Origin of the sequence: Pseudomonas sp. ES4 (genome assembly GCF_050586665.1) — a bacterium.
Taxonomy (GTDB): Bacteria; Pseudomonadota; Gammaproteobacteria; order Pseudomonadales; family Pseudomonadaceae; genus Aquipseudomonas; species Aquipseudomonas frederiksbergensis.
Map to the genome: position 1 here is coordinate 59,699 of NZ_JBOBDO010000025.1, position 14,471 is coordinate 74,169.

A 14,471-nucleotide genomic window follows, 5' to 3' on the forward strand; every position below is an offset into this window, starting at 1 on the left:
CGCACGCCGCTTTTTTACTTATCGGCCCTGATCAGGCTAAATAGCCGCGCTTGATCCCCCACCCAACCGGATTTGCCCCATGTCCCGACAACGGCTCGCATTTGCCTGGATCGCCTGCTTCGCAGTGCTGTTCAACATGCTCGCCATGCCGATGACGGGAGCGATGGCGCAGACGGCGAAATCGCCTGCCGAGCAGTTGTTGTGGGGCAGTTTCTGTTCGTCCAGCGGCACGAAGATGGTGGCGATTTCCCTGGGCGATATCGAACAGAAAGCTCCTCAGAGTGACGATCACTCCAACATGCAACATTGCTGGTGCTGTTCAGGTTCCGCGCCACTGGTGGCGCTGCCGGGGCATGTGCCGCAACTGTACTTCGCACATTTCGAGGCCAATCGCAGCCTGCCTGATACCTCTCTCGATACACCGACACCGCGCCAGCAATGGCCGAGCCTCAACCCCCGCGCGTCCCCTCTGGTGTGATTCCTTCTCGCAATTGACCTGCGTTTCGAATCGTTCTGGAGAACTGCCATGTTGAACAAACTCATCGTCCTGGCTGTATTGCTGCTGCCTGCCTGTTTTGCCAATGCTCACGAATACAAGGCTGGCGAGCTTGAGATCGCCCATCCGTGGTCGCAGGAGTTGCCGCCCAACGCGCCAACGGTGGCGGCGTATTTCGTGATTCACAACAGCGGTAAAACCGCCGACCGACTGCTCAGCGTCGACTCGCCCATTGCAGGCGAAGCCCAGTTGCACGAGCACGTCATGCAAAACGACCTGATGAAAATGCAGCAGGTGCCGAGCGTCGACATTCCTGCCGGTGGCAACGTCTCTTTTGCACCGATGGCCTACCACGTAATGCTGGTAAACCTGAAGGACCGCAGCCTGCTGAGCGACGGCAAACGCTTCCCGCTGACGATGCATTTCGAGAAGTCCGGCGCCGTAACGGTGGACGTCTCGGTGCAGAAGAAGCCGCCGGAAAGCATGCAGACGCACGCCCACGCCCAGTAACCGACTGAGCAAAAACGCCCATGCGCCCGCTTAGCGCCAGGTCATCCGCACACCGTCGTCAGCCGTTAAGCCTGACGCGCGGCAGCTGGATCAGCTTGTTCGCCATGTTGATGATCTTTATCGGCCCGCTGATTTCTCAGTCGATGCCGATGGATCAACGCGCCTCGATGTCGATGTCGATGGACATGTCGGCAATGGAGCACGCCGATCACGGCGCGCAAGCCGCGGCCGAGCACTGTCCACCAAAAGCCGACCACCATGCACTCTGGGAAAAATGTGGCTATTGCAGCCTGCTGTTCAATTGCCCGGCGCTGACTGGCGGCCATTCCTTCGTCGCATTCGACACACCAAAAGCCACCACTTTCACCACACCCTCCCCGCGCCTGGGCCACGCCCGGCAAACCTTCTTCCCCGGCGCCCGCACCCGCGCCCCGCCCATCGCCGCGTAAACACCCACCCCGATCTCACACGGTTTAAAAGCAGCCAAAGCAACCTGTGGGAGCGAGCCTGCTCGCGATCGCGATGGGTCATTCAACATTGATGTTGGCTGACCCTCCCTCATCGCGAGCAGGCTCACTCCCACAAGGAATGCGCAGGCTGCCGGCCGTGTCGTTTACGACTGTTCGATGGAAATTGTCATGTCCAGGTTTTCTGCTGACACACGCTTGAGCGCTGCCCAGGCTTCTTTTGCCCTGAACGAATCTCGCGTTCGCTTCAGGCACGCCACCGCCTTCCTTTGCGGGGCACTGCTGACCCCCATGGTGCTGGCCGATGAACACACCGGTCACAGTGAAGAACTGAGCCCGACGGTGATCACCGCCATCGCCCCGAGTTCGCCACTGACCATCGTCACCAATCCCAAGGACCCGCGCCAACCGGTGCCGGCCAGCGACGGTGGCGATTACCTGAAAACCATCCCCGGCTTCGCCCTCGTGCGCAACGGCGGCACCAACGGTGACCCGGTGCTGCGCGGCATGTTCGGCTCGCGATTGAACATCCTCACCAACGGCGGCCAGTTGCTCGGCGCCTGCCCCGGCCGAATGGACGCACCGACTTCGTACATCTCGCCGGAAACTTACGACAAGCTGACCGTGATCAAAGGCCCGCAAACCGTGCTCTGGGGACCGGGCGCATCAGCCGGGACCATCCTCTTCGACCGTGAGCCGGAAAGCTTCGGCGAACTCGGCACGCGGGTGAACGCCAGCGTGCTGGCGGGCTCCAACGGCCGTTTCGATAAAGTGGTGGATGCTGCTGCCGGCGGGCCATTGGGTTACGTGCGAGTAATCGGCAACACCGCGCATGCCGACGATTACCGGGATGGCAACAACGACACCGTGCCGTCGCGCTACGACAAGTGGAATGGCGACGTTGCGGTGGGCTGGACCCCGGACGCCGACACCCTGCTGGAACTCACCGCCGGCAAGGGCGATGGCGAAGCGCGTTACGCCGGTCGCGGCATGGACGGTTCGCAGTTCTTACGCGAAAGCCTGGGTTTGCGTTTCGAGCAGTCGAACATCGGCGATGTGCTGGACAAGGTCGAGGCGCAGGTCTACTACAACTACGCCGACCACGTGATGGACAACTACACCCTGCGCACGCCGTCCGGCACCGGGATGATGGCCGGCCCCATGGCCTCCAATGTCGACCGTCGAACCCTCGGCGCACGGATCAAAGCCACGTGGCGCTGGGCCGACGTGCAATTGATCAGCGGCATCGATGCGCAGACCAGCGAACATCGCCAGCGCAGCGCCATGGGCATCGACATCTACAAGGAGTTGCCGCGCAACAAGGATGCCGACTTCCACAACTACGGCGTGTTCAGCGAATTGACCTGGTACGCAGCCGACCGTGACCGGCTGATTACCGGCGCGCGCCTGGACCGCGCTTCGGCCAAGGATTTCCGGCAGACCAAGGGCTCCGGGATGATGGCGCGCCCTAATCCGACCGCCGACGACACCCGTGCCGACACACTGCCAAGCGGCTTCGTCCGTTACGAGCACGACCTGGCCGACAGCCCGACCACGCTGTATGCCGGCCTCGGCCACACCCAGCGTTTCCCGGATTACTGGGAGCTGTTTTCGCCCAAATCCGGCCCCGCAGGCTCGGTGAATGCCTTCGATTCGATCAAGCCTGAAAAAACCACCCAGCTCGATTTCGGCCTGCAATACAAGACCGAAGACCTCGAAGCCTGGGCCTCGGGTTACGTCGGGCAGGTGCGCGACTACATCCTGTTCAACTACACGCCAACCATGATGGGCACGACCTCGCAAGCACAGAACATCGACGCACGAATCATGGGCGGCGAATTGGGTGCGGCCTACAAGCTGACCAGCAACTGGAAAGCCGACGCGACCCTGGCCTACGCCTGGGGCAAGAACAGCAGCGACGGTAACGCACTGCCGCAAATGCCGCCGCTGGACGCCCGTTTCGGCCTGACCTACAGCGAAGACAACTGGAGCGCCGGGGCTTTGTGGCGAGTGGTGGCGGCGCAAAACCGCATCGACCAGAACAAGGGCAACGTGGTCGGCAAGGACTTCGACAAGACCTCGGGCTTTGGCGTGTTCTCGCTCAATGGCGCGTACCGGATCAACCAAAACTGGAAGGTCAGCACCGGCGTCGACAACCTGTTCGGCAAGGCGTACGCCGAGCACTTGAACCTGGCCGGCAATGCCGGTTTCGGCTACCCGGCCAATGACCCGCAAGCCATTAAAGAACCGGGGCGCACGCTCTGGACCAAGGTGGACATGAGCTTCTAAACGCATCGTCGGAACGCCGCCCGGAGCAAGCTCGCTCCCACATGGACCGTGTTGAACCTGTGGGAGCGAGCCTGCTCGCGATCGGTTGCGCAGCAACCGCAAACAAACAACTAAAAGACCCAAGCCTAGCGGAGCACACGTGATGAAACAGCCCAAACCGAATTTCTACAACCTGGCCTGGCGCTGGCACTTCTATGCCGGTCTGTTCGTCGCGCCTTTCATGGTGATGCTGGCTCTGACTGGCATCATTTACCTGTTCAAGCCGCAACTCGACCCATTGATGTACGGCAGCTTGCTGAACGTCCCGGCCGGGCATCACAGCGTCCCGGCCGATGACCTGCTCAAGCGAGTCAAAGAGGCTTACCCACAAGCCACGATCAAGCAGTATTTGCCACCGGTCAACGCCGAACGCAGCGCGCAATTTGTCGTGCTCAATGCTGGTACCGAGCTCAACGTTTTCGTCGATCCCTACCACGGCGACATCCTCGGCGAGCAAGACGCGAAAAAGAATCTGCAAGCCGTCGCGCGAGCGATTCATGGCGAATTGATGATCGGCACCGTCGGCGACCGACTGATCGAGCTGGCCGCCGGCTGGGGCGTGGTGTTGGTGGTCTCCGGGGTCTTTCTGTGGTGGCCGCGCGGCCAGGCAGCCGGCATCTTGTGGCCGCGCTTGAACAGTCGCGGTCGAGTGCTCTGGCGTGACCTGCACGCGGTGACCGGGTTCTGGGGCGCGTCGCTGCTGCTGGTGATGCTGCTCAGCGGCATGACCTGGACCGGGTTCTGGGGCAAGCAATACGCGCAAGTGTGGAACGTCTTTCCGGCCGCGATGTGGGACAACGTGCCCCAGTCCGATGTCGAGGCCCGCAGTCTCAACACCGCCACCCGCCAGACCGTGCCTTGGGCGATGGAAAACACACCGATGCCAATGTCCGGCGACCACGCCGAACACATGGCCCACAGCGGCACGCAAGCGGGTCCCGCCGCACCGACCATCAGCCTGCAAGACGTGCAGGACATCGCCGTGCAACGCAAAGTCGAACCGGGCTACAGCATCACTTTCCCGACCACCGCGACTGGCGTGTTCACCATCGCCGTGTTCGCCGACGACCCGCGCAACGACGCCACCCTGCATATCGATCAGTACACCGGCAATGTCCTCGCCGACGTGCGTTTCGAGCAGTACGGCACCGTCGCCCGGGCAACAGAAATCGGCGTGATGCTGCACGAAGGCAAAATGTTCGGCCCGCTCAACCAGATCATCATCCTGCTGATCTGCCTGATGATTCTGCTCAGCGCCGTCAGCGGTGTGGTGATCTGGTGGAAGCGCCGCCCACAAGGAAAATTCGGTGTTCCGCCGCTGCGCCACGACTTGCCGAAATGGAAAATCGCGATGGTCATCATGTTTGCATTGGCGGTGGTGTTCCCGTTGGTGGGGGCTTCGCTGGTGGTGGTCTGGCTGCTCGATCGGGTGCTGCTGACACGCCTGAATCGACAAACTGAATCTGGCCCGGCTGCCTGAAGAATGAACTGATACCGAACAATGTAAGAAACGCCAAGAATAGGGGCCGGTGCTCTCTCCGATCCCGATCTTGTTTCCCGCCTCAACAGGGATCAACCTGCAGGAGGCCGTTGCAATTGTGGACATTTTTTAATTCGGCCATATCGATGTCCGTGGATGGGTTGGGTGTGCCGCCACCGTACTGATTCTTGCAAGTAACCGTCATTCGACACTGGTCGTTCTCCAAGTCGATGACCTCCGGTATGTCCTGATCCGGCGAGGTGGCACTTGAGTAGGCCTTGCAGCTTTGGCTAACAGGATTTTGCTTCCAGGCACTGATGCAGTCTTGCCCAGCAATGGCCGTGGCAGCGCTCCAAAGAACCAGCAAACCGGACAATGTTGTGATGGCGAATATCCGCACGTTCAGTATTCCTCTGCCCGTTGACGAGATTTAACGCTAACGCTCGTGAGGGCCACGGTCTACTGTCACAAATGACAGTCAGGCCTGTTTTCTTGTGATTAAAAGAATCTCGGGCCAGCAAACTGAATCGGCCTCACCTTCATCATGAAACAGGCGAGATGCGCGGTTTAGAGGGATCTGTAGACTTCCCGCGCTTATCTCCCGGTGCATTTAGTGTTACTGTATAACTCTAAATGCACCGCCTGACCCGCACCCCTCGCTGCGGGTTTTCTTTGCATAAGTGGTTCACCGCCCCGATGAACAAGTACCTCTTGTCCGGCCTCTGCCTGCTCGCCATGAACCACAGCGCCGACGCGCAACCGTTGACGCTGCCCACCGGCACCATTACCGCCGAGGTCAATGACGACGAAACCGTCAGCCTGAACACCCCGACCACTGCCGGTTCGCGCCTGAACCTCACTGCGATGGAAACCCCTGCCAGCGTCGAAAGCCTGACCGGCGAACAGATCCGCGCGCGGGGTGATCGCAGTGTGCAAGACGCCGTGTCGCGCAGCACCGGGATCAGCCGCACCGGCACGCCGGGCGATGGCGGCACGTCGTTGTCGGCACGAGGTTTTACCGGGCAGGGTTCGCTGATGCAGCTGTATGACGGCAACCGCATGTACACCGGCATGGGCACCGTGACCTTCCCGGTCGACACGTGGTCGGTGGAGCGCGTTGATGTGCTGCGCGGCCCGGCATCGGTGCTGTACGGCGAAGGCGCGACCGGCGCGGTGGTCAATGTGATCCCGAAAAAACCGTTTGAAGGCGAGATCGAAAACCATGTTCGTCTCGGCTACGGTTCCTATGACGGTCAGCAACAGGCCTTCGACAGCGGCGGCTCATTGAGTGACACCTTGAGCTACCGCTTGAACCTCAATCGCCTGCGCAGCAACGGCTGGGTTGATCGCGGCGATTCGTCCAGCGACTTCATCAGCGCCGCCCTGCGCTGGCAAGCGACCGACGATCTGGCGTTTACCCTAGCCCACGATTACGGCGATCAAAAGCCGATGAACACCTTCGGCACGCCGCTGATAAACGGGCGCTTTCACGAAGGCCTGCGGGACAAGAACTACAACGTCAGCAACGACAAGCAGCACTACAACGATCAATGGACGCGGCTGACCAGCGACTGGCAACTCTCCGAGAGCGTCAATTCGACTAACGAGCTGTATTACCTCAAGGCCCAACGCCGCTGGCAGAACGCCGAGAACTACAACTTCGACCGCGACACTCAACAGCTCAGCCGCAGCGGGTATTTCGGCATCGGCCACAAGCAGGAGCAGATCGGTGATCGCCAGACCTTCACCTTCAAACACACCCTGTTCGGCCTCGAAAGCCAGACCGTGACGGGTGTCGATTACAACCGGATTCGCTTCCAGCTCGACAGCAACTCGCCGTTCAATGACGCGTTACCGAATGGCCAACCGATCGATTTTCATCACCCACAGCGCGGTAGTTTTGAAAGCGCCGACCCGTACCGTGATCAGTTCCAGTCGACGACAAAACAGCTGTCGGCCTTCGCCGAAAACCGCACGCAGTTGAGCGAACGCTGGTCGCTGGTGACCGGCGTGCGCCGCGATTACGTGCACGTCGACCGCGACAATCTGGTGGATGGCAGCCAAAGCGACAAGACCCTGACCGGTAATAACTGGAAGGCTGGACTGGTGTTTGCCGTGACGCCTGACACCTCGTTCTACGGTCAGTACGCCACCAGCACCGACGGTGTCGGCGGGTTGATTTCCCTGAGCCCGAGCCAGCAGCAATATGACTTGTCCACCGCGAAGCAGGCCGAGATCGGCGTGAAGCAATTGTTCTGGGATCAGCGCGGCGAGTGGACGCTGGCGGCGTATCGCATCGTCAAAAAGAAACTGCTGACTGACGACCCGGGCAATCCGACGCTCAAACAGCAGGTCGGCCAGCAATCGTCCAACGGCCTCGAAGCCAGCCTCGACCTGCAACTGCCGCACGCCTGGCAACTGCAGGCCAATGCGGCCATCGTCAAAGCCAGGTTCGACGATTTCGAAGAAGTGGTGAGTGGTATACCGGTGTCGCGCAACGGCAATCGTCCGGCGGACGTGCCACGGCGCACGGCGAATCTGTGGCTGAGCAAAGCGATCAATGATGACTTGAAGGCCGGCGCCGGCGTGCGTTATGTGGATGCGCGTTTTGCGGACATGGCCAACCAGAATGAGCTGCCGAGCTACACCGTGGTGGACGCCACGCTGTCCTGGAAGGCGCTGCGGAATACGACGCTGGGGTTGCAGGTGAACAATCTGTTTGACCGGCAGTATGCGCAAAGCCAATACAATGAGGGGCAGCAGTGGATCCTCGGCGAACCGCAGTCGTTTTTCGTCACCGCTGATTATCAGTTTTAAACCGTGTCGCCCCCATCGCGAGCAAGCTCGCTCCCACAGGTTTTGCACAGTCCTTGTGGGAGCGAGCTTGCTCGCGATGAGGCCATCAGCAACACCGAAAATTTCAGAGTAGATGCATGACCTCGCTGAACCTCACAAACCTCGCCTGGACACCCTTGGGCCACGGCCATTGCCATCACCAGTTCCAACTGCGTGAGGCGACCTTGCGCGTGCTCCCGGGTGAGTTCGTCGGCCTGATCGGCCCCAACGGCAGCGGCAAAACCAGCCTGCTGCGCTGTGCCTGGCGCTTCAGCAAACCCGAGTGCGGCGAGGTCAAGCTCGACCATCACAACGTCTGGAAGCAATCCTCGCGCTGGTGCGCGCAACGCATCGCCGTGGTCCTGCAGGAATTCCCCGACGCCTTCGGCCTCACCGTCGATGAAGTCGTCGCCATGGGCCGCACACCGCATAAAGGCTTGTTCGACAGCGACACCCCGGAGGACAGGAAACTCGCTACCCAGGCCCTCGAATCAGTCGGTCTGAAAGGCTTCGAAGACCATGACTTCGCCACCCTCTCCGGCGGTGAAAAACAGCGTGTGATCCTCGCCCGCGCCCTGGCTCAGCAACCACAAATGCTGATCCTCGACGAGCCGACCAATCATCTCGACCCGCGTTATCAGCTCGAACTGCTGCAACTGGTCAAACGCCTGAAGATCGGCACCCTGGCGAGCATCCACGACCTCAATCTGGCGGCTGCTTTCTGTGATCGGCTGTATGTGATCAATCACGGCCGCATCGTCGCCAGCGGCACGCCCGAAGAAGTCTTGACCGCCCCACTGCTGCGCGATGTGTTCGGCGTCGAAGCGCTGATCGATCAACACCCCTTGCACGGCTACCCACGAATTACCTGGATCACCCAACCATGACTTTGCGTTCCCTGCTTTGCGCCGCTCTGTTGCTGGGCAATGCCCAAGCATTTGCCGAGGCCACTCACTACCCGTTGACCGTGCAGAGCTGCAATCGCGAAGTGACCTTCAAGCAAGCGCCGAAACACGCGGTCAGCCACGACATCAACATGACCCAGATGATGCTGGCCCTCGGTCTGAAACCCAGCATGGCCGGGTATAGCGGTGTGACCGGCTGGAAGTCGGTCACACCGCAGATGCAAACCATCCTCGATGGCTTGCCGGAGTTGGCGGCCAAGTACCCGTCGGTGGAAACCCTGCTCAACGCCAACGTTGATTTCTTCTTTGCCGGTTGGGATTACGGCATGCGCGTCGGCGGTGATCTCACACCGCAAACGTTGCAGCCGTTGGGCATCGATGTCTACGAGCTGACGGAGTCCTGCGCGTTCGTGATGAAGCGTCCACCGGCCAGCCTGGAAGACACCTACAACGACCTGCGCAACCTCGGCAAAATCTTCGACGTGCAGGATCGCGCCAACGCCTTGGTCGCCCGGATGCAATCGCAAGTCGCCGAGGTGCGCAAGGATCTGCCGACGGACAAACCTCGCGTCTTCCTCTATGACAGCGGTGAAGACCGCGCCATGACGTCCGGTCGCCTCGGCATGCCGCAAGCGCTGATCGACGCCGCTGGCGGGCGCAATATTCTCGATGACGTCGAAGCGAGCTGGACCCGGGTCAATTGGGAAAACGTGGTCGAGCGCAATCCGCAGGTGATCGTGATCGTTGATTACGGCGAAATCACTGCCGAGCAGAAGCAACAGTTCCTGCTCAACAACAAGGCGCTGCAATCGGTGGACGCGATCAAGCATCAACGCTTCATCGTGATTCCGTATGTGCAAGCCACGCCGGGGATCGACAACGTGCTGGCAGTCGAAACCCTGGCCAAGGGTTTCCACCGCGAATGATCAATCGTCGCTACGCCTTGTTGCTGATGGCCCTTGGCGCGTTGTTGCTGGTGTCGTGTGTGGTGTCGCTGGGCTTCGGTCCGGCGCGGGTGCCGGTGGACGTGGTGTGGCGGATTCTGTTGCACAAGATTTTCGGTGTCGGCGTGCCGGACTGGGCCGCCGGGCAGCAACACATCGTCTGGCTGATTCGCGTGCCGCGCATGCTATTGGGTGCGTTGGTGGGCGCCGGGCTCGCGCTGATCGGTGCGGTGCTGCAAGCGGTGACGCGCAATCCGCTGGCCGACCCGCACTTGCTCGGGGTCACCTCTGGCGCGACCCTCGGTGCGGTGATCGTGGTGCTGCATGTGGGTGAAGTCGTTGGCTTGCTGACCTTGCCGATCGCGGCGTTTATCGGCGCATTGCTGAGCATGTTGATCGTGCTGATGATCGCCAACCGCAACGGACGGCTCGACAGTGACCGGCTGCTGTTGTGCGGCGTGGCGGTGTCCTTCGTGATGATGGCAATCGCCAATCTGCTGCTGTTTCTTGGCGACCATCGCGCGAGTTCGGCGGTGATGTTCTGGATGCTCGGCGGGCTTGGGTTGGCGCGTTGGGAGTTGCTCGCGGTGCCGGCGGCCAGCGTATTGCTGGGGCTGGTGCTGCTGCTGGGCATGGCTCGACCGTTGAATGCGTTGATGACCGGCGAACAGACCGCGGTCACCCTCGGCCTGAATGCTCGCACCGTGCGCTTGCGGGTGTTTTTGATTGCGTCGTTGATGACCGGGGTGCTGGTGTCGATCAGCGGGTCTATCGGGTTTGTCGGGCTGATGGTGCCGCACATTGCGCGGCGTCTGGTCGGGGCGGAGCATCGGCGGTTGCTGCCGGTGTGCGTGTTGTTGGGAAGCATCTTTCTGGTCTGGGTCGACGTCGCCGCCCGCACCCTGATCGCCCCCGAGGATTTGCCGATCGGCATAGCCACGGCGGCGATTGGCGGGTTGTTTTTCATCGGTCTGATGCGCAGGCGCTGATGCCAACGGCTGTGACCGCTACCCCGCCCCCTTACAGCTCATCCCGCGTGGGGTGGGGGAAGATATCCTGAATCTGTTGGCGTCTGAGGCTCCAGTCGGAGCCCAGGCGCCTGGCCTGATTCCAGAAATACGCAGGCTTGAGCACCTGCAAATTGCCGATGTCCGCCAGACGGGTAATAAACACATCGGTCGACAGCACGGTGGCCCACTTTCCTTCGACGAGCTGAACTGGCTGGGTCAGCAGCAATGTTCGCTCCGAGGCCGAATAGGTTGGTGTGTATTTGAGCAATGCTCCATAACGCGTCGAATAGTAGTAGGCGTTGATATCGAACCCTTTGGCTTTCAAGGCATGGGTGTGCGCATGCACCTGGGCCGGAGAGGCGAAGTTTGCGTCAGTTGAATCGGAGTGTTCGGACAGTGTCGAGCCTGCGGCCTGGAAAAGCTGATGGCCGGCCACCAATGTGTAGCCGTCGGGAAAACGTGGCGCTTTATTGCGCGGTGAGGTCAAGGGATCACTCGCAATACGGAAAATTCGCTTGATGGCTTCATTGGGATACCCAGGGTCTGCAATGGGCTCCAGCGCAACAAAGGAATTAGTGCCGGGGCTGCTCAAAATCCCGCTGGCGTGCACTGTCGTTTGACTCTCGTGACTGCCCAGCCGCGACTGCGCATAAAGGGCCGCGTCGTCAGGGTGATGGAATATCGGTCCCAAGGCTGGCGCAGGGCTGTTTGCCCACTGCTCATCGACGGAAACAGAAGGCATGCGGGGCCGCCAGTTCTGGCTCACTTTGCCTTTTTGAGACCAATAGGCGCTGGTCACCAGGACCTCCAGTTCTCCGGACTTGGCCATTCGCTGGATGTAGCTGCTCAACCTGAACCTGCCCTCGCCGATGTCCTTCCAGTCACGTTGCGCGTGCTCGAGCGCGGCAAACGGATTGTCCTTGAATTCGTACTGGCCGAATTTGTCCCGCGAAAGGTCCGGGTCGAAGGGGCTGAGCAACAATCGCAACAAGGCACCATCGGCGCAGGAGAAATAAATCGGCCTAAAGCCATGGGGCGTTCGCGCAGCGTCACGGACCAGACTCACGTCCACGGGGGAAAGGAAATGCCGGTAATCATCGTCCGACAGCTTTTGCGGCGCTTGACCCGCGCACAGGTGAATCGCGCTGCTGACATGGGAAGAAGGGAGTACACCGGGAAAGATTCGCTCATACGCCAACCATGTGCCTTGCACGTCAATGGGCAGGGTCGCAATGAAGACGCCGGTACGGGTATTTTTCAGAATGAATCCAAACCCCGTCGCTGAACGATTGCGTGCCCGTTCATGAGCGAAACAGGCCGCATCCTGTTCTCGAAGGTACATCGGGCTACAGGCCGGCTCGGCAACCGCTCGTGCATAGCCGGAAGTTACTGCTGCGGCCGGGGGATAGGCTTCGAATTCTGTCACGGTACGAGCCGGGCCCCATAGCGGGCTCCCTGAAACCACTTGCAGGTAACCGGACTTTGCCAGGCTTTTTACCCAGTTTGTCGGTGACAGCAGCCCCCGATAGATTTGTTCCTTGATCGATGCGGCATCCAGCTCTCGCCCCGGCTTGCCCGAAGTGCCCAGGGCAATGGCCAGGTCGGCTTTGAATCGTGCCCATAACCCGGCCCGATAGCGAATGGTCGCGCCGTCCGGCGCCAGAAAGTATTCATCGAACGTTTGCCCTTCGCGGGTGAATGCGGTGTACGCGACATCGGCGGAGAGCATGTTGAGATACACCTCCTTGTCGACTTTCGACAGCAGCACCGGCAACTCGCGAGGCACTCGGGAGCGATAGCGCGCCACCACCGAACACCCCGCCGGAAACTGGCCAAGGGTCACGGCTTCGTCCGGGAAGACCCACGGGATATCAAAGTCTTCTCGCAGGATAGCGATCGGATCGGTGGCCACAAAAAAACCATCGGCTCGTTTCAGGATCACACCGCCAAACGCCTTGGCGCTACCGCTCGGTATCTGCGAACGCGCATGCAGAGCCGCATCGTCAGCCGTCAGAAATACCGGGCCGAGGGTTCGCCGTTGCAGGTTCATGCTCGACTGCCAGTGCTTGTCGACCACCCCTTTACTGTCCCAGCAGACATTGGTGCGCATCACCTGCAACACACCGCTGTTGGCGACCACTCGGACAAAACCCGTCGGGGTCAGCACACCACTGGCCAGGTTTTTCTGGATTTCTTCCAGCCCCATGCCGGGGGTGTCGTTGTCGAACAGCTTGGTGCCCTTGCGCGGGACGTATTTGAGCAGGGCTCCGTCCTGAGTCGAGACGTAGAGAGGAATGACCCTGTCCGGGTCCAGCACCGGACGTTTGTTGGAGTCATAAACCACCACAAACAGATCCCTGGGCACAATGAAGTGGTGCGCCAGCCAGCGCCTGGCCGGGTCGCGGGCATGCTTGACCCGTTGGCGCGAATAGTAAAAAGCGTGGAGCTTGAATGACTCGGGATAGTCATAGTCCCCAGCCTTGCGGGAAATGCCAAACAGGCTGCGCAACGAGTAAAGTTTGTCTCTCCCATCGCTGACCGGGACCAGCTCAGTGGCGATGTACTCCTCCTTGCCTTGTTGTTTGAGGATGAATCCGAACCAGGTCCGTTCTTCGTCATGCAGCTCGGTGTCTTTGGCGTAGCGCTCGAGTGCCGCCTCATCGGCCGACCGGGAAACCGCGCCGAACGACACCCGCTCCGGCACGCTACGTTCCCACGGACCGGCGACGACAGGCCCGGTTATTCGTCCCTGGGGCCGCCAGCGACCGTTGCTGACGAGGACTTGTAAATCGCCGGCCGCCGCGGCTTCCTCGACGAATTGCTCCGGCTTGATGGCTCCCGTCTTCATTCCCAGCGCAAACACCCCGGGGGCGGCCTCGGTGCCCAGTTTGGCCACCAGGCTCGCTGTACGAGACCTGTCGGGAGTGAAACCGATCAGGCTGTTTTCGGCCCCCGAAAGATAAGCCGGCAGACCGCTCTGCAGGCTGTTGCGCAGTTCGTCAACGCTGAACATCAACAAGCTGGTCGCGGCATCTTCGACAGTCCATTTCAGCTGCGTAACCTTGGCGACTTCGAGCGTCGAAAGCGCGGGATGCGAATAGAAACGACTGTGCAAGACATGCTTGTCGGGGATCACCTTGTGATGGGAAGTCATGCTGACCGGGTGCCCGGTCAGGTCGGTGAGCACAAACCGCTGATCGTTTCGCTGAAGGATATAGCCGTAATACCCGCGGTTACGGTGGCGGCCGATTCGCTCATGGGCATAACGAGCGGCATCGTCCGCCGAAAGAAACGCCCTTTCCAATATGTTCAGTGCCGATCCCGCCGACTGGGTCGGCGCGAGTTGTTGGGGTTGTTCGTCCATGCAGTGGAACTCCATTGAGTCATTCAAGGGTGATCCCCACTCTCGCACCGCAACGCATTGCCCAGGCGGTACATAGTTACTACTTCGTGCGCTCGGCACCACTTGGACGCATCGCCGTGCCCGCGAGCGTTT

Annotated in this window: 10 protein-coding genes; 9 read left to right on the forward strand and 1 reads right to left on the reverse strand. The window is 60.5% G+C overall.

Annotation, left to right across the window (positions count from 1 at the left end; genetic code table 11):
- Nucleotides 1–79: 79 nt before the first annotated feature.
- The 9 genes from ACQ4OB_RS23145 (at nt 80) to ACQ4OB_RS23185 (ending at nt 10,954) form a co-directional block, all read left to right on the forward strand.
- Entirely contained in the window at nt 80–478 is a 399-nt protein-coding gene (locus tag ACQ4OB_RS23145; RefSeq protein WP_430956514.1) for a DUF2946 domain-containing protein, read from the forward strand.
- Between the two features lie 48 nt (nt 479–526).
- Nucleotides 527–1,006: a copper chaperone PCu(A)C gene (locus ACQ4OB_RS23150; RefSeq protein WP_074873399.1), complete on the forward strand. Its 480-nt coding sequence runs from the start codon at nt 527–529 to the stop codon at nt 1,004–1,006.
- 20 nt (nt 1,007–1,026) lie between these two features.
- Nucleotides 1,027–1,455 carry a DUF2946 domain-containing protein gene (locus ACQ4OB_RS23155; protein WP_102642435.1) on the forward strand — a complete coding sequence of 143 codons (429 nt, stop codon included), beginning with the start codon at nt 1,027–1,029 and terminating at the stop codon, nt 1,453–1,455.
- A gap of 189 nt (nt 1,456–1,644) precedes the next feature.
- The gene (locus tag ACQ4OB_RS23160) at nt 1,645–3,762 is read left to right on the forward strand and encodes a TonB-dependent copper receptor (protein WP_430956515.1); all 2,118 of its coding nucleotides are present in this window, start codon (nt 1,645–1,647) and stop codon (nt 3,760–3,762) included.
- 142 nt (nt 3,763–3,904) lie between these two features.
- Complete coding sequence (locus tag ACQ4OB_RS23165; RefSeq protein WP_430956516.1) at nt 3,905–5,281, forward strand: PepSY-associated TM helix domain-containing protein; 1,377 nt, start codon at nt 3,905–3,907, stop codon at nt 5,279–5,281.
- Between the two features lie 696 nt (nt 5,282–5,977).
- The gene (locus ACQ4OB_RS23170) at nt 5,978–8,098 is read left to right on the forward strand and encodes a TonB-dependent receptor (RefSeq protein WP_430956517.1); all 2,121 of its coding nucleotides are present in this window, start codon (nt 5,978–5,980) and stop codon (nt 8,096–8,098) included.
- Between the two features lie 116 nt (nt 8,099–8,214).
- Complete coding sequence (locus tag ACQ4OB_RS23175; RefSeq protein WP_102615304.1) at nt 8,215–9,003, forward strand: ABC transporter ATP-binding protein; 789 nt, start codon at nt 8,215–8,217, stop codon at nt 9,001–9,003.
- Nucleotides 9,000–9,947 (forward strand): ABC transporter substrate-binding protein, encoded by a 948-nt coding sequence (locus ACQ4OB_RS23180; protein ID WP_430956518.1) that lies wholly within the window; start codon nt 9,000–9,002, stop codon nt 9,945–9,947. Before ACQ4OB_RS23175 ends, ACQ4OB_RS23180 begins: the two co-directional genes overlap by 4 nt.
- Nucleotides 9,944–10,954, forward strand: coding sequence for a FecCD family ABC transporter permease (locus ACQ4OB_RS23185; protein ID WP_430956519.1), 1,011 nt, complete (start codon nt 9,944–9,946; stop codon nt 10,952–10,954). The genes ACQ4OB_RS23180 and ACQ4OB_RS23185 overlap by 4 nt, the downstream gene beginning before the upstream one ends.
- A 31-nt stretch (nt 10,955–10,985) precedes the next feature.
- Here the strand turns inward: ACQ4OB_RS23185 and ACQ4OB_RS23190 are convergent, their stop codons facing one another.
- Nucleotides 10,986–14,339 (reverse strand): hypothetical protein, encoded by a 3,354-nt coding sequence (locus ACQ4OB_RS23190; protein WP_430956520.1) that lies wholly within the window; start codon nt 14,337–14,339, stop codon nt 10,986–10,988.
- Nucleotides 14,340–14,471 lie beyond the last annotated feature (132 nt).